Annotated in this window: 13 protein-coding genes; 1 reads left to right on the plus strand and 12 read right to left on the minus strand. The window is 40.0% G+C overall.

Features of this window, described 5'->3' with window-relative positions; genetic code table 11:
* Positions 1 to 287: 287 nt before the first annotated feature.
* From cysN to AB4585_RS05205, 7 genes are all read right to left on the minus strand, one after another.
* Complete coding sequence (gene cysN, locus AB4585_RS05175; RefSeq protein WP_372155806.1) at positions 288 to 1,697, minus strand: sulfate adenylyltransferase subunit CysN; 1,410 nt, start codon at positions 1,695 to 1,697, stop codon at positions 288 to 290.
* 142 nt (positions 1,698 to 1,839) lie between these two features.
* Positions 1,840 to 2,802 carry a DHH family phosphoesterase gene (locus AB4585_RS05180; protein ID WP_372097634.1) on the minus strand — a complete coding sequence of 321 codons (963 nt, stop codon included), beginning with the start codon at positions 2,800 to 2,802 and terminating at the stop codon, positions 1,840 to 1,842.
* A complete protein-coding gene (cysC, locus tag AB4585_RS05185) occupies positions 2,802 to 3,449 on the minus strand; it encodes an adenylyl-sulfate kinase (RefSeq protein ID WP_372097632.1) in 648 nt (215 codons plus the stop codon). The genes AB4585_RS05180 and cysC overlap by 1 nt, the downstream gene beginning before the upstream one ends.
* 6 nt (positions 3,450 to 3,455) lie before the next feature.
* Positions 3,456 to 4,370, minus strand: coding sequence for a sulfate adenylyltransferase subunit CysD (cysD, locus tag AB4585_RS05190; RefSeq protein ID WP_372155805.1), 915 nt, complete (start codon positions 4,368 to 4,370; stop codon positions 3,456 to 3,458).
* Between the two features lie 18 nt (positions 4,371 to 4,388).
* A complete protein-coding gene (locus AB4585_RS05195; protein ID WP_372155804.1) occupies positions 4,389 to 6,128 on the minus strand; it encodes an SLC13 family permease in 1,740 nt (579 codons plus the stop codon).
* A 316-nt stretch (positions 6,129 to 6,444) separates the two neighbouring features.
* On the minus strand, positions 6,445 to 6,993 hold the full coding sequence (locus AB4585_RS05200) for a sugar transferase (RefSeq protein WP_372155808.1): 549 nt from the start codon (positions 6,991 to 6,993) through the stop codon (positions 6,445 to 6,447).
* A gap of 114 nt (positions 6,994 to 7,107) precedes the next feature.
* Positions 7,108 to 8,052 (minus strand): UDP-glucose 4-epimerase family protein, encoded by a 945-nt coding sequence (locus tag AB4585_RS05205; protein ID WP_372155803.1) that lies wholly within the window; start codon positions 8,050 to 8,052, stop codon positions 7,108 to 7,110.
* Between the two features lie 172 nt (positions 8,053 to 8,224).
* On the opposite strand from AB4585_RS05205, the gene AB4585_RS05210 reads away from it, so the two are divergent.
* Positions 8,225 to 10,102 (plus strand): polysaccharide biosynthesis protein, encoded by a 1,878-nt coding sequence (locus AB4585_RS05210; protein WP_372155807.1) that lies wholly within the window; start codon positions 8,225 to 8,227, stop codon positions 10,100 to 10,102.
* On the opposite strand, the gene AB4585_RS05215 is transcribed toward AB4585_RS05210, so the two are convergent.
* The 5 genes from AB4585_RS05215 to AB4585_RS05235 form a co-directional block, all read right to left on the minus strand.
* Positions 10,086 to 11,225, minus strand: a complete 1,140-nt coding sequence (locus AB4585_RS05215) for a glycosyltransferase family 4 protein (RefSeq protein ID WP_372155802.1) — start codon at positions 11,223 to 11,225, stop codon at positions 10,086 to 10,088. The genes AB4585_RS05210 and AB4585_RS05215 overlap by 17 nt on opposite strands.
* Positions 11,218 to 12,120 (minus strand): glycosyltransferase family 2 protein, encoded by a 903-nt coding sequence (locus tag AB4585_RS05220; RefSeq protein ID WP_372169406.1) that lies wholly within the window; start codon positions 12,118 to 12,120, stop codon positions 11,218 to 11,220. The genes AB4585_RS05215 and AB4585_RS05220 overlap by 8 nt, the downstream gene beginning before the upstream one ends.
* A 136-nt stretch (positions 12,121 to 12,256) precedes the next feature.
* Entirely contained in the window at positions 12,257 to 15,853 is a 3,597-nt protein-coding gene (locus AB4585_RS05225; RefSeq protein ID WP_372169407.1) for a glycosyltransferase, read from the minus strand.
* Between the two features lie 38 nt (positions 15,854 to 15,891).
* Positions 15,892 to 16,989 (minus strand): DegT/DnrJ/EryC1/StrS family aminotransferase, encoded by a 1,098-nt coding sequence (locus AB4585_RS05230; RefSeq protein ID WP_372155648.1) that lies wholly within the window; start codon positions 16,987 to 16,989, stop codon positions 15,892 to 15,894.
* A complete protein-coding gene (locus AB4585_RS05235) occupies positions 16,986 to 17,516 on the minus strand; it encodes a GNAT family N-acetyltransferase (protein ID WP_372155649.1) in 531 nt (176 codons plus the stop codon). Before AB4585_RS05235 ends, AB4585_RS05230 begins: the two co-directional genes overlap by 4 nt.
* Between the last annotated feature and the right edge of the window lies 1 nt (position 17,517).

A 17,517-nucleotide genomic window follows, 5' to 3' on the forward strand; every position in this document is an offset into this window, starting at 1 on the left:
CAAAGTGCGATCCCGCCCTGTTATCTTCCCCGAAGCATGAGCGATGGCTTGCATCAACTGAGTTATCGATAAATCATGAAACTAGAAAACAAAATGGTATACCTAATTAAAGCTCTACGAATAGTTTTTAATTGGGTATAACGTAGTAAGCAGCAACCATCACAAGGTTGTGATGGCCAGAGAATAAATACTTAACAGGAAAGAAATGTAACCTCTTTGGAACAATTCAAGCCCTCCCTTTTTTACCTGGGAGTATACAATTAGTACGCTCCTCCAGTCTGATGAGGTTATATCTCTAAACATCCCCACTCTGGAAAGTATTTACGTACATACGCATTCAAGTCTTTCTCTGCTTGAGAATACACACGACCTTGCTCTTCACTTCCATCTATCACAGATTCAACCATACCGGCACCAACTGTCACATTGGTGTGGCGGTCAATCACAATGAACGCACCGGTTTGCGGCAAAGCTTTATAAGTGTCCACGGCAATCTTATCAGTCAATGAAATCTCTGACAGTGCGATTTCATTCAGTTCCAAAGACTCACTGTTTTCTGCATGTTGTTCTAGCGTGTTCACATCAATCTTGTGTGGGATTGCGGTCACTTTGCCCGCACACGATTTGGTCGCAAACTTAAAGGTATACTCTTTGTGCGTGCGCATTGGGTTTTCATCCATCCACACCACGTGCGCTTGCACTTTGTTGGTCACATTTGGCTCATGACCGTTGTGTACAAGCATGTCGCCACGTGACACATCAATCTCATCTTCAAGCGTTATAGTTATCGCTTGACCAGGACGTGCGGCTTCAAGTTCACCGTCAAAGGTGTAGATAGACTTGATACGAGATTGTTTACCTGATGGTAGCGCCGTAACTTCATCACCGACTTGAATAAGACCAGAGGCTAGAGTGCCGCAGAAACCGCGGAAGTTCAGGTTCGGGCGATTTACATACTGCACAGGGAAGCGCATGTGCTCCAAGTCTTTGTCTTGGTCGATTTTCACCGTCTCAAGCAGTTTCATCAAAGTTGCGCCTGGGTACCAGTCCATTTCCTCGCTTGGAGTCACCACGTTGTCACCCTTCAGCGCTGAGATTGGTACAAAACGAATATCGTCGATGTTGAAGTTCTTCGCCATCTCACGGTAATCTGCTTTAATCTTCTGATACACCTCTTGGCTGTAGTCCATCAAGTCCATCTTATTAATAGCCACAATTATATGCTTAATGCCCAATAGACTGCATATGTAGCTATGACGACGAGTTTGAGTTTGAATACCGTAACGTGCGTCTACCATAACAATCGCCAACTCACATGTTGACGCGCCTGTTACCATGTTACGAGTATATTGCTCGTGCCCTGGAGTATCAGCGATGATGAACTTACGTTTATCCGTTGAGAAGTAACGGTATGCTACATCAATCGTAATACCTTGCTCTCGTTCTGACTGCAGACCATCCACCAAAAGCGCCAAATCGAAATCGCCATCGGTGGTGTTGAATTTCTGAGAGTCTTTCTCAATCGCTGCCATTTGGTCTTCGTAAATCAACTTTGAATCGTAAAGCAGACGACCAATCAGTGTAGACTTACCATCATCAACGTTACCGCAAGTGAGAAAGCGCAATAAATCTTTGTTTTCATGAACTTTCAGATATGCTTCGATATCCGTTGCGATAAGTTCTGAGCTGTGAGACATATCGTTCTCCTAATCTTCTTTTTCAGGCTTCAATGCCCAGTATAATGGGGTTGTCTACTCGAATGCTTTGCACTCTAGAGTGTGGGAGCTTTTGCTCCACATTACAGAAAGTGACTGTGTACCTTCCGCAATTACATTTCATTTAATGAGCGTAATACGCTGACAACGTGTTGATGAACTTCTGCTTGTCATCTAGCGTTAACGCGTTAATGCCTGCAGCTGCTTTACGACCACCACCAGTTGGAAACAATGAGCAGATGTCATCCGCACCCACACGGTTGTTCAATGGTGCACGCACGCTCACCGTGTAATCTTGCTCGCTTGCATTTAGCGTTAATACTGCATGCGCTAAATCAGGGCTTTGATTTGCGAGCTCGTTGCCAAACACACCACTAATGCGCCTTGCCCAGGCTTCACACGGCAGCTCAAACACTTTACATTGTGTGTCCGAGTGAACCGATTTGACGCTCAGCACTTGGTTACGATCTAGCTCATAGCCTTTTTTCAGCGTATGGTATGGCGAGCTCTCATCATCGAGTAGCGATAACGGGTCTGCGTAGGCTGTCAATTGTTGATACAGGTCTGCCGGGGCAATGTGCAAATCATTCAGCACTGCGCCATAGCCGTTGTAGTTAATCAATGTACCCAGCTCTTTTAAGAACTCGATTTCTGATTCGGTTAAGCTAATCTCTTGTGCTAGCTTATTGGCTGAAGCAAACAGATTGTCACCAAACGCGGCCGCAACGGCCCATTTAGCGAACTGTCCGCCTAGGCGATTATTAACCAGTAAACTGGTACACATTTCTGCATCCAAATTAATTAGTGCATCTAGGTTGTCTGACTGTGGTATATCGCCGCTACGGTGATGGTCGCAATAAAACACTTTCACGTTGTTTTGCAAAAGCACTTCCAGTTCTGGTAGGTTTTTCTCCATGGAGATATCCAGCGCCGTCACTGATTCTGCTTGGTCAATATCCACTTGCTTCAGCAGTTGAATGTCACGTTTCACGCCGGTAACCAATATAGATTCTTTGGGCTCTGCGAATCTCAGTTGCAACAAGGCAATGATGCCATCAGCATCACCGTTAAATACGTCATAATGCATTAATACTGTTCTCCTAACTGCAAGTAACCTTTTTTCTCAAGTTCAGCCACGACAAAATCCGCACAAGCTTCAATCGATAGCTCAGCCGTATGCAGATGGATTTCAGGGTTTACCGGTGCTTGGTATTCTGAGTCGATGCCTGTGAAGTGTTTAATCTCACCTGCGCGTGCTTTCTTGTAGAGCCCTTTAGGGTCGCGAGCTTCACACACATCTAGCGGTGTATCGACAAACACTTCAAGAAATTCGCCTTCAGTTACCAATTCACGCACTTGTTGGCGATCAGAAATAAACGGCGAGATAAACGCAGTTAACACAATATTGCCCGCATCAACAAACAGCTTAGCTACCTCACCGATGCGGCGGATATTTTCAATGCGGTCTGTATCTGAAAAACCTAAATCTCTATTAAGACCATGACGCACATTATCGCCATCAAGCAGATAACTGTGCTTGCCCATTTGCAGCAGTTTACTTTCAACGGCATTTGCAACGGTGGATTTACCGGAACCACTTAAACCGGTGAACCAAAGTATGACTGGCTTTTGCCCTTTTTGAGCCACACGATCTTGATGGGTCACTGTTGAGTTATGCCACACGACATCTTCACTCACCGAGTCATTGCTTTTATGTTGGTATGGAGTCGTCATAACAGTTTAGAAATACCCTTCGCGTTTCTTCTTCTCCATTGAGCCAGAAGAATCATGATCAATGGCACGGCCTTGGCGTTCAGACGTTGTGGTTAGTAGCATCTCTTGGATAATTTCTGGCAACGTCGCGGCTTCAGACTCTACCGCACCCGTCAACGGGTAACAGCCAAGCGTACGGAAACGAACCATCTTTTCTTCAATCACCTCACCTTCTTTGAGCTCCATACGCTCATCGTCTTTCATTATGAGCATGCCGTCACGCTTAATCACTGGACGTTTTGCCGCTAGGTATAATCCTGGAATTTCAATGTTCTCTAGGTAGATGTATTGCCAGATATCCAGCTCAGTCCAGTTTGACAAAGGGAACACTCGAATGCTCTCGCCTTTATTTACCTTGCCGTTATACACATCCCATAGCTCAGGGCGTTGATTCTTTGGATCCCATCGATGATGCTCATCGCGGAAGGAATAAACACGCTCTTTGGCTCGAGACTTTTCTTCATCACGGCGTGCGCCTCCAAATGCAGCATCAAAGCCATGCTTGTCCAGAGCTTGCTTCAAGCCTTGGGTTTTCATGATGTCAGTATGTACAGAACTGCCATGGACAAATGGGCTGATGTCCATCTCAACCCCTTCAGGGTTTTGATGCACAATCAACTTCATACCTACTTTTTCTGCCATATAGTCACGAAACTGAATCATTTCTTTAAACTTCCACGTGGTATCTACGTGCATTAACGGGAACGGAGGAGTCGCTGGCGCAAATGCTTTTTGCGCTAGGTGGAGCATCACCGAAGAATCTTTACCAACAGAATATAGCATTACCGGGTTATCAAACTCAGCGGCAACCTCACGCATGATATGAATAGACTCAGCTTCTAGTTGCTTTAGATGAGTCATACGCTCTGGAGAAATATTCATTTCAAAGAAGTCCTTAAATTACAATCCAATAAAGGCTGGAATTGCGGTTAACACAATCACGCCATAAAGCAGGCACATCGGCACACCTACTTTCACAAAATCTTGCAGTTTATACTGACCCGCATTAAACACCATCAGGTTAGTTTGGTAACCATACGGACTAATAAAACTGGCGCTGGCGCCAAACGCTACTGCGAGTATATACGCTTGAGGGTTTGCAGATAAACTCGAAGCCAGTTCAACTCCAATAGGAAGTACGAGAGCTGCAGCCGCATTGTTAGTGACTAACTCTGTCATCATCCATGCCAATACATAAACAACAATCAAGCCAGTCAGTGGAGTAAACAAATAGTCATATGAATGAACCATTGTTTCTAACCCACTCAAAGCACCACTATTCGTTAAAGCCTGAGACAAAAGCAGGGCTGAGGATATAATCAACCAAATATTTTTAGGCAAACGCTGCAGAACCTCATTAGCCGTTAAACACCCTGACAACAATAGTGCACCTAATAATATCAGCATCACTTTAAAAAGAGACACAACACCTAACGCTGCCAATAAGATAGAACCGAGAAAGCCAACAACAGTCAGCTTTTCTCTCCAGCCACCTAAGCACAGATCCGTTTCGACTTCGCTCAATAAGTAAAAATTCTTACGGATATTATTTCTAGAGTAGTGATCGTTTCCGACTGCAAGTACTAAGTAATCACCGGCCTCAAGCGTCACCTCGCCGAGCTTGCCCGATAGCGCCACCCCATCGCGTTTAATCGCAACGACAGCAGCATCAAACAAAGCACGAAAGCCTGAATGTTTAAGTGTTTTCCCAACCAAATTACTTTCCGGTTTAATGACCACTTCAGAAAGGTTATCAAGAGGTAAGCCGCTGTTACTCGCGAACAAAGAAAGGCCATTGAACTCCCTTAATATCGTTATCTTCTTCACGTCACCACTAAACAACAAGCGATCATTGGGTGCAATAATCTCCTGAGGAGTAACAGGCGATATCAAGCGCCCCTCTCTCAATATTTCAACCAAAAATAAGGACTCTAAATGTCGAAGACCATTTTGTTCTACAGACTTTCCGATTAGATCTGAATCTGAAGCGACTTCAGTATCGATAATATAGTCACGAATCTGAACTTGGCCCTTATCGTACTCTGGCAATAATGGGCTTAATGCAAACAAAAGCGCCCCACAACCCACTACCAAACATAAGCCCACAACGGTAAAGTCGAAAAACCTCAAACTAGGCAAACCTGAGTCGATAACCAAACTATTGACGATTAAGTTAGTGGACGTTCCAACTAAGGTTAAGGTTCCACCCAGTATGGCCGCATAAGAAAGAGGGATAAGTAGTTTACTGGCTTTGTGGTGCGGATTGTTGCGGATCGGTGCCAACATAGTGGAAACGACCGCAGTATTGTTCAATATCGCTGAAGAAAAAGTGGTTAAGCTGAATAACCTGAGCAAGGTGAGACGATAATTAGGTCCAATAACATAGTTGGTAACTACTCTTAGTAGCTTCGTTTTCTCTAATGCTACAGAGCAAATAATCAACAGCATCAAAGTTAATAAACCCATATTTGAAAAGCTTTGGATAACCTGCTCTGTCGTAACAAGAGAGCTGGTAAAAAGCACTAACAACAATACACCAAACACTCTATCAGACTGAGATTGAAAGCGTATCAAGCTGCAAATTGTTGCAACGAACAAGCCAAGTACCTGAACAGCAGGATTCATTAACCAATCAAGCAAAACCAGTGCTCCAAATAAACGAACTAAGGTATGAGAATACAAACACCAAAGAGAACAGCCTATCATGGCGACATTATAGGCTTAAGTATAGTGACACCATAAAACAGGGAAATACAGGTGTCAGTTCATGGCTCTCGTCAACACTAAAATTAACTAACGAACACTGACTTCGCTACGTAAAGTGGTGGTTATCATTCAATAACCTACGCTCTGAACAGCCACATTCACTACACGTTTAGCCCCTTGCCTAAGCCTCATTACCATACAAAACTGATTCTAAAAAACGTCAAAGATAGGTAAGAAAACAAGAGGAAAATTAAACGCGGTCGCCCGAGCCTTTACCTAATACTGTTTGAATGATGTATTGAAAGTACAATTTAGTACTCAGCGTGTTAATCATTCGTTGATCCCACTCCGCGAGTTTTTCCGGTGTCGACATGTCGATATCATTGATTTGAGCCAACCCCGTAACACCGGGCCTTACCGCCAGCACGCCTCTCGATTCTCTCTCATTGATCAGCTCTTGCTGGTTGAATAAGCATGGTCGCGGGCCAACCAAACTCATTTCACCTTTCAGAACATTGTATAACTGTGGTAGTTCATCCAATTTAGTCTTGCGTAAGAACCCACCCAATTTAGTCACTGAACTCGCTCCAACTAAATGGGTCGCAACAGATTTGGTTTCGACAGGCATGGTTCTGAATTTGACCAAGGTGAATGGTTTTTTGTTGCGCCCTACTCGGGTTTGAAAAAAGACAGGCGACCCCGTGTCAAAGTAACCAAGGATACAAATAATGAGAAATGCTGGCCAAAGGAACAGCAAACCAAAGAAAGCAAAAAAGAAATCTAACAAACGAATCAAAATGTATGCCTTAAATCTCTGATTAAACAAATATGATGAATGGCATAAGTGCCGTTAATTAATAAAGTGTATCTTACTCACTTACGAATATGAACGTAAGACTCCTCTTAAAGCATATCAATGCGACTTCAAGTAGGCATCCACCGTCTTTTTAATCCCTTCTTCAAAAGTTACGGGAGGTACCCATCCCAAGATCTCTTTCGTCAAACGAGTCTCAACCTGAAGGCTACCGCATATTCTCTGTGCAATGTGTTGTTTCTTTAATACTGAGGCTACCAATTGTATCCAGGACATTGGGATAGGTAAAAGCCTCGGTGTCTTATTCATTGATAAAGCGATAGTTTGCATTAATTGAGTAGTGGATACATCATGATTATCAGAAGCTAAGAACGTATGTCCGGGAGCTGAGGGGTGTTGACAACACGTCAGTATCAAGCTGCAGAGATTCTCTAGATAAACCAAACTTCTTTGGTTTTTTATAGCACCAAACGGTAATGGAATACCTTTATCAATCATACGCATCATAGATAAGAAGTTGGCTTTAACTCCCGGTCCATAAACTAATGGAGGCCTAATGATAACCACTTCTAGCCCTGTCTCTTTTGACAGCTGATTCAACTCGACTTCGGCTTCATACTTACTCAAGCCGTAAGGGTCTTGAGGGATATTACTTAGGTCAGGCTGAAATGGTGAGCCCGGCTCAGTAAATTCGCCATTAACTTTAATAGAGCTGACGAATACAAACCTTTTAACCCCGGCTTCAACGGCTTGCTTTGCAAGGTTCAACGTCCCAAGAGTGTTTATCTCTCGGTACGCAGCTTGGGCATCTAGCTCACTCTCATTCATTTGATGCACTCGAGCCGCACAATGAACAATACAATCCACACTTTCGAATACACCAGACCAATCGGTAGAAGCGTCAATGGAAGGAACAACCAAGCTATTAGTAAGTGGATCTATTTGCTTACGCATAACCGGAATGACTGCCCAGTCTCGCTTTCTGGCCAACTCAACAACTCTAGAGCCGACAAAACCTGTGCTACCTGTAACCAAAATTTTCATAATACAAAAAATCTAAATATTGAGTGAATAATGAACAACAATGACAGCAAAACTACTGAGCAACACAGAACCGTCAATTACAACTAGCTTACCGCACTCAACAACATTAAAATACATTCCAAAAACTATAACAATCAAATTTAAGACGCTCAGTGGCTCGCTAAGGAACACCATGATAAGACCAATACATATATTGCTTAATGCCAAACGCAAGAACAAGCGCTTCATCAGTATTGGCTATGATATTTTTGCTATCGTTGTTTCACTCTATTTAGCGATTGCCTTACGACTTGGAAACGCATTTTTTGAAGTAGAGGTCGAAGAGCTAATAACACTATTTGTAACTGTATCGATCACTATTTATAGCTTTGTAAAGTTAGGAATGTACCGAGCAGTCTTGCGTTATATGATGTTGCCCGCAGTTGGCAACATCTTCTTTGGTGTCATAATTTCCACTCTAGCATTAATCATGAGCGGATTTTTTTTCCACTCATTCATCCCTAGAAGTGTCCCATTTATATATGCTGGCTTGGCAACGCTGACATTAGGTGGTCCCAGAATACTCATCCGTTCAATTTATTATCACTGGTTTAAACGCCAAAAACCCAATGTATTTGTTTATGGAGCGGGGGCAACTGGTCGCGATTTAACGTATGCCCTAATTCAGGGAGACGAATACAATCCAGTCGTATTACTTGATGATGACCCAACGAAATCAGGTCAGATATTATTTGGACTTAAGGTCCATCACCCAAGTGAATTTGAACACCTTCAATCACTTTATCAACCCGTAAAGCTACTTTTAGCCATTAATGGGATCAATAAAGGCGAACGTCTCAGACTAGTGGAGAAGTTGTCACACTGGCCAATAGCAGTTCAATCAGTACCATCGGTAGAAGATATAGCTGCGGGTAAAGCAACAGCAACTGAAGTGAAAGATCTTGACGTCGCAGATCTACTTGGTAGAGCCGCAGTTGACCCAGATAAGGAGCTTTTAGCCCAAAACATTTTCAATAAGAATGTTATGGTTACTGGCGCAGGTGGCTCTATTGGCTCTGAGTTATGTCGACAAATCATGTCACAAAAGCCCAAAACACTCGTTCTATTTGAGCTCAATGAATACAATCTTTACAAAATCGACCAAGAGCTCAATTCAACAAAGATAAACTTAAAAAGCGAGACTCGAATCGTCGCAACTCTTGGATCCGTTCAAAGACAAAACCGGTTAGAGAAACTGATGGCAGCACATGAGGTTGAAACCGTTTACCATGCAGCAGCTTATAAACACGTCCCTTTAGTCGAAGATAATATTGTTGAAGGTGTTCGCAACAACGTTTTTGGTACGCTTGCGTGCGCTGAAGCTGCGATCCAAACAGGTGTGAAGAACTTTACTCTCATTTCGACAGATAAAGCAGTAAGACCAACTAACGTAATGGGCGCGACCAAACGTATGGCTGAACTGGTTCTTCAAGCTTTGGCTGATAAGCAAAATACCACCACTTTCACAATGGTACGCTTTGGCAATGTTTTGGGCTCTTCTGGGTCTGTTGTTCCACTGTTTAAAAAGCAAATAAAATGTGGCGGTCCTGTGACCGTAACCCACCCAGATATCATTCGCTACTTTATGCTTATTCCTGAGGCAGCTCAGCTTGTTATTCAAGCTGGTGCCATGGGCCACAACGGACAAGTATTTGTTCTTGATATGGGTGAACCCGTTAAGATTCTGGACCTTGCAAAACGCATGATTCATTTGATGGGTATGCAAGAGCATGTCGACGGGGATTCTCAAGAGGGCGATATATCTATAAAGTTCACCGGATTGCGCCCAGGAGAAAAACTTTATGAAGAGCTTTTGATTGGAGATAATGTGGAAGGAAGCGGCCATCAAAAAATAATGACGGCCAAAGAGCAGATGCTAAGTTGGAATGAGATGCAGCCTCTTTTAGAACAACTCGACGGGTGTTGCCATAACTTTGACGAAGAATGCATTATGACAATTCTATTAAATGCACCAACTGGTTATAAACCTAACTCTAACGAACAGCACTAATACTAATCTCTTCATAAACCTTGAGAGTTTTTTCAAAAACCATTTCTTGAGAAAACTCTTCTTCAACTTTTTTACGCCCTTGAATGCCAAACTCAAGCGTTTTTTCATCACTCTCCAGTAAGGTGCGTAAACAGTTAGCGAGTGATACAACATCGTCTGGCCTAGCCAATAAACCATTAACGTTATGTGATACAATTTCGCGACAGCCAACAACATCTGTCGTGATTATCGGTCTTTGGCAAGAAGCTGCCTCGATCAAAATACGAGGGACACCTTCACCATAAGTTGTAGGTAAACACACTATATCGTTTTCTTTTATAAGTTTAGGCATATCTTGCACGTTACCTAACCAATTGATATCACGTGAACTTGCCCAAGCCTTCACTTGGCGAAGAGGGATAGCAGAAGAAACATCATCATCAATAATCCCAGCAATGTTAAGCGTAAAGCTCAATCCTTGCTTTTCTAGCTCACGTTTTGCTAAAACTAGAGACTCCAATCCCTTTTCTTTTAAAAGCCTTGCACCAAATAAAACATTTTTATTTAAGGGAGCCAATGACGGGGCAAAGCGAGTCAAATCAATCCCGGCCCCCTTGATCACACGACCATTACTATGCTTTAAAATGCCGAGCTCACCAAATAGCTCAAAGTCTTCGTGATTCTCAAAAACAAAGCGAGAACTTGAAGAGGATATAAAGCGGTAGAGGTTAGCAATTATAAATTTCAACAATTTGAACTTTATTGCCTTAGAACTAAACACAGCGCCTAAACCAGTAACACTGTAAATAATTGGTTTTCGGTAAAAAAGTCTATTTAGTAAGCCAGCATATATATTAGGTTTGATTGTTACACAGTGTATTAAGTCAGGTTGAATTACATCTACTATTTTTATAAGGCTATAAGCACTAGTCATCTCTCGGAAAAAATTTACACTTTTTCGTTTGACAGATAATTGATGGCAAGTGAAACCTTTAGAAACTAATTCGTTTTTGATAATATCACTTGAAAAGCTGCTAACAATATGTATCTCAAAACCTAAAGACTTGAAATACTCAGCTCGTTCTAGCCAATGAAGGCGAAAATACCAATCAACATTTATTATATAAACGATCTTTTTACTCATACTTTCCAACTCGATTAATTAGACCGTGAAAGACCCCTTTTACAATGCATTTGAACTGCATAAATCTAGGTTTGAGATATACGCAAAAAATGAGCGCTTGTAGGCTTGACCTGATAATAGTGTAAACTTTCCAACCAAATGGTATATATGCTCTTTGTAATAAGCGGTAGAAATTACGATAATAATAGTAGTGACGAACTGGAGAGTGAGTTGTAAGGCTTTGACCGAAGACTTTCAACGGAGTGCCACCAACCTTATGATACATTTTTGCATTAAATGCAGCGATACATACATAATCTTTACACTTAGCTCTAAAACCCCACTCAATGTCAACACAGTCAATGAATAACTCCTCTTCCATATAACCAATATCATCAAGCGCATCCTTTGAAATGAGGCAACCAGAAGCTATCAGAAAGTCACATGGAGAGAAGGTGTTTTCACTTCTATCGCTTGAAAAAAATCTATTGACACTATACCTAGATGTGCGAATAAACAAACATTCAGAAAGTGTATCTTGATCTATATGAACAGGACCGACTGCACCAACTCTTTGTCCTTCAAGTTGAGCTGCTTGTCGAGCTGTAAACAGCTCTTTTACCATAGATTCAGATGGAACACTGTCTTGATCAAACAAAATAAAGTCAATAAAGCCATCATTTAGTGCCTTATTAATACCAATATTTTGAGCATATGCAATCCCCATATTGTCCGATAATAGTGTTACATCGATCTGTTCAGATTCATCTATATCTATTGGCATGGATGAATTATTATCAATTATATATATTTTTGAAACTTGTAGTTTCAATTTCTCGACTAATAACTTCAGTTCTTGATGGACGGGATTGAACGTAATAATTATCGCAGAAACTTCTTTTTTATTTTCAATCATAAACTTATCATTATCTTATTTTATAAAAACTGATTATAGCTAAACTACTAACAACCGAGAAAAATAAAATTAAAGACAGATTTCCAACTAAGGAATGGGCTGGAAGTATAATCCAACCCGACCTAATCAGTTATTCCTAAAGGTGTGATTTATATATTTTATCAAGATTATCTACTTGATCGAAAAAATACGCTATTGAATCTTTCGGTACATCAATATCATCTCCAAGCTTCATTTTTTCATACTGGGTGATAACATTATTTATTGCACTCTCCAATTCCTCTGAATCAGAAGAGAATGGAATAACATTCCCATTTTCACCTTCAATAATACACTCAGTAACACCACCGGAGTCAGTAGTAATAACCCAAACATTTCTAGCAATAGCTTCCCTGACGGTTAAACCAAAGCTTTCTTTACACCTGGAAGGGAATAACAATACATCGATAGAACCAAAAAAATCATCAATATTATTTTGGTTATACCCAGGAACGATAGTACAATTATTTACGTCCGATAAAATATGATCCGGATAAGATTTATGCCCTAAGTTTATCATATTATCTACGATTCTTAAAAAAACGTTAGGATTATTAATATTAGAAAAAGCTTTTATTACTAAGTCACTACCTTTAATCGGAGTATTACCCCCAACATAACCAAAAGTTATACGACCGTTAAATTTTTTAACTATTGATGCTTCCGGCATAAGAATGCCATTTTTATTAACGGTTAAAGGCTTAGTGTGCATATTATTTACATCATGAAGCTCAGCAGTATATCTACTCGGAGCTAAGACTTCACATGCATTCTTGAGGTAGTGTCTGAGTTCAGAATCCCGAAGCGAAGGCACTTTTTTATTCTCGGTACAATTCTTACATTTGCTTAAATCAATTTTATTTTGACCACAGAACTCGCCTTTTGAATCGATCATAAACTGCTTATAACATAGCCACCAAGCATCATGAACAGTGATAATGTAGTTTATATCATTATCAATACAGCTTTGAATAACACCGACTCCCAGCCCTTGTAAGCAATGCATATGGGCTAGATCAGGCTTAACAACTTCTAATATTTTAGCTACTGGATCTACAATTGATTTATTGTTGTAAAGCTCCATATCCTCATTTGGTACAGGCACACCAAATACAGTTACACCGTCTACTTCATAACGAATAGGTTCATAAGAGCGTAGAGCATCATCGACAGGAAGAGTCGTAACCACATACACTTCATAGCCTTTATGTCTTTGTAAAAGCTTATTTATCTGCTCTGTGACGATCGTAGCACCACCAAAGGACCTTGGAGAGTAAAAAACGTTGAATACAACTATTCTTGGTTTGCTCTTAGTGCAACTATAATCTCTTACAATTGGCATTAACTGGGAGTTTGCAATCGACTCTGTATTATAGCGAGCCAAAACAGTAGTATTTGCTTTGATTGCCATATCTTGTCGTGTTTGCTCACAACTAACGAGTTTTGTAAGCTTGTCAAACCACTCAACCTGATCACTAGCTATATAACCATTTATGCCATCGTTTATTACATCGACAAAGGCACTCAAAGGAGATGATACAGACGGGAGTTTTACTATAGATGCTTCAATATATTTAATATTACTTTTAGCTTCATTAAAAATATATTTCTCTAAGGGTGCAATACTGATATCGCACTCAGATAGTAGACGCAAATACTCGGAGTAAGTACAAAGTTCAAAACGTTCTACTTGAGCATCAAGACCGTCAAAACAAGATGGTAGCTCCAATAAGCCAATAATTCTAAAAATAACTTGAGAGTTTTCTCTCAGTACTTTCGCAATAGACAAAGCGGCTTCTTCGAAATCAATATTATGAGTTGATGTCCCTGACCCATACACAATTCGAATTTTATTGTCTACTTTCTGTTCATTGTCCGAATTTTTTAATATCTCATTAACGAGTTGAAGAGTCTCTGAGTCTAGGCAATTTTCAAGTACGAAAACATTTTCGACGCCTTCCGCCTTCATTGAATCAGCTAAGCCAGAGGTCGAAGCAATTGCCATATCACACGCAAGAAGTGCACGCTTATAAGAATTAGCACCTTCCAATACTTGAGCTCTCACTTCGCTCGAAAGATCACTAATAGTTTTACTCTCTGCGAGTATAGTTTCGTTAAAGATAAGATCATCAACTTCCCAAAAAGTTCTTACATTGAGGCGTTTACACTCATCAATCAAAGCCAATACAGTATCAGTGCTTGGAACCCGATAAAAAATAACTACTGATGAGTGGGATATACTCATCCTCGACTTATAGTAATCAGTCCAAGAGACCACTTCACACTTAAAGCCCAATAGCTCCAGCATTTCTTTTTTCTGTGTAACTCTGTATTTAGTACACTGTTGTATACTTAACTCCGCGATGATTGTGACTGAGTTTAGACAAACGCCATGAGCTAATACTGAAGGTTTGTTGATAAAGTCCCTCTCAATAAAACTATGGACATGTCCTCTCGCTGAATTACTCAAAGCTGTGCGTACTAGAGTGCGTAAACCGCCTGATTTAAAGACTTGAAAAGCATAATTTAAGGTATTTCTCAGACCTTTCTGACGGATAATTCGAGGTAGATAGAGGGCGAGTTCCTTCACTCTCTTGACTTTTGAAAGTACGGCTATAATTGGCTGCACAGCTCTCCAAGTGTTAGAACTCTCAATGGAACTTAAACGGTTAACAGCGCTATCAAGAGAGTCGATTTGCTCTTCTAACGATTCAACCTTATCACTTAATGAGTTATTTTCATTAGTCAAAGTACTTACTTCATCTAAAACTTTACTTCTGAAGAAGTCTGATTTTGAGTATAAATCAAAAAAATTTTGGTATTTTTCAGAAGGAAAGTTTATGTCGGAACCAATGCGAGTATATAACTCATCGAGTATTGCTTTAGCCGATGCAAATTTACCGACACCAATTAGATAGTCATATAACTTATGATATTTAGAAGACTCAGAGCATTCAGAATGCACAACGTATGACAAAAGTTCTAGATCGAAATCCAAAAAGCGACGTTCAACACGAAACTGTTCATACTCACTTCGGAAAAACTTTGAGTCATTGGTAGCCAAACTCAAATTCTGACCGTCTCCTCTCACCCGATACGCAGACAGTTTATGGCTAAGTAATGTAATATCTTCAGTAGAAGACAACCTTAACCACAGATCGTAGTCTTGAAGTTGAAGTAGCCTTTCATCGAAATAACCATACTCTTCAAAAATGTCTTTATGGAACATACCTGAAGTCGCACACAACATATTTCCACAATCAATGAAATGCTTTTTTATCTCTAAACTACTAAATTCCTTATTAAATATACGGGATAATTCATGATCGCAGACATTTTTCTCATCATCAATAGTGTCCACCCAAGAGAAAGAAAAACGAGCCCCACTCTCAAGCATCAACTTCAATTGCATTGCTAGTTTGCTATCGTAATAAAAGTCATCACCTGAAAGTAAAGTAATATAAGTTCCCTTGGCATTTCTAATTGCTAAGTTAGATGCATGAGAAGGAAAGGTATTATTATCAAGGGCGATTAATTTAATTTTATCGCTTTCAGATTTATACTTTTTTACTACTTCAACCGTACCATCTGTAGAGTTATTATCGACAATAATTAGCTCAAAGTTTTTATAACTTTGAGATAAACAACTTTCAATAGAATCTGAAATGTAATTTTCATGATTATAAGTAACCATGCATATTGAAATTAGAGGAAGGCTCGATTCATTCATAATTAATTAGACCAGCTATTGATCAAGTTCACTATATGTTTTTGTTCTGATTCAGTCAAAATAGGGCTTATCGGTAGGCTTAAAATATCATCACAAATAGCTCTAACTTCATTTTTGTGTTCTATTTCAGCGTACGCCACCTGTTCGTTGACAAATTTAGGGTAGTGTTTTTGAGTTTGAACACCATTTTCTAACAAGTACTCACTCAATTTTTCTCGTTCAGATGTCTTGATAACAAATAAATGAAAAACATGGCTTTCTTCATATTTCCATTCAGGGAGTGTTACTAAATCATTGTTAATATTATCAATGTAATAACGTGCAACCCTTTGACGATTTTCAATATCTTCATCAATGTACTTAAGCTTAACTCTTAAAATAGCTGCTTGTATTTCATCTAACCTGCTGTTCACACCTTTGTAAATATGCTCATACTTTATGTGGGAGCCATAGCTTCTTAATGCAGAAACTATTTCCTTTAGCTTCTCGTCACTTGTTGTAATTGCACCGGCATCACCTAGAGCACCTAAGTTTTTCCCTGGATAGAAACTGAAGGCACCAGCATGGCCCCAAGATCCCGCTTTTTTCCCATCAATCATAGCTCCATGTGCTTGTGCACAATCCTCTAGTACCAACAGGTCATAGTCTTCAGCTAGCTTACAAATTTCTTTCATTGGAGCTAATTGACCGTACAGATGTACCGGTAGTATAACTTTGGTCTTTGATGTGATTTTTTGAGCGATTTTGGAAACATCGATGTTAAAGTTATTTGGATCTGCATCAACTAATACAGGAGTCAAGTTACACTCGGAAATAGCAAGCACCGATGCTATAAAAGTGTTAGAAGGGACAATAACTTCATCACCTTCGTTAATCAACCCCATAATTTTCCAAGATTTTAAAGTAAGCGTTAAAGCATCTAAGCCATTGCCAACACCGATACAATATTTGGTTTGACAGTACGTTGAGAACTCTTTTTCAAACTGTTCTAACTCATTTCCCATAATATACCAACCAGAATCAACAACCCTGTCAAAGGAAGCTTTAATCTCGTCTTTATATCTTTCGTTAAGTGTCTTTAAGTCTAAAAATGGGATCATGATTGGTACTCGATAAATTTTTTGTTTTCATTGAAAAAGGTGTTGTAACAAGGCTTTGAATATTCGAAATAATAATCAAACTCAGATTCTGATACTATTTTAGCGCCGAATTTTTCGTGGAATCGAATTACTGATTTGTTATCTTTTCGTACGTCAAAATGACAGTTTTCAAAGTCTAAATGTTTAAAAGCAAATTCATAAACTAGTAACGCACTTTCGATTGCTGAAGTACGTGTTTTATCACTATTTAGTATCCAACTTCCCCAGCAAAATGAATTACGTTCATTGAGAAAATCGTACAGCCTGACTGTACCAATTGGAACACCATCAAGTCGATTTATAATAAAATAGTATTCTTTCTTCGCATCTTCTCGTTTTTTATAGTCTGACAGCCATTGCTTTTGAGAACTGATATCAGCACTTGTTCTAGATAAGTGCTTGTTCAATTGAGAATTATTCCTTAAAGAGAGTATGAACTCGGCATCATCTAAAGTAGCCAATTTTATATATATAGTTTTACCACGCATA

The organism is Vibrio sp. 10N.222.49.C9 (genome assembly GCF_041474985.1).
GTDB classification, from domain to species: domain Bacteria; phylum Pseudomonadota; class Gammaproteobacteria; order Enterobacterales; family Vibrionaceae; genus Vibrio; species Vibrio crassostreae_C.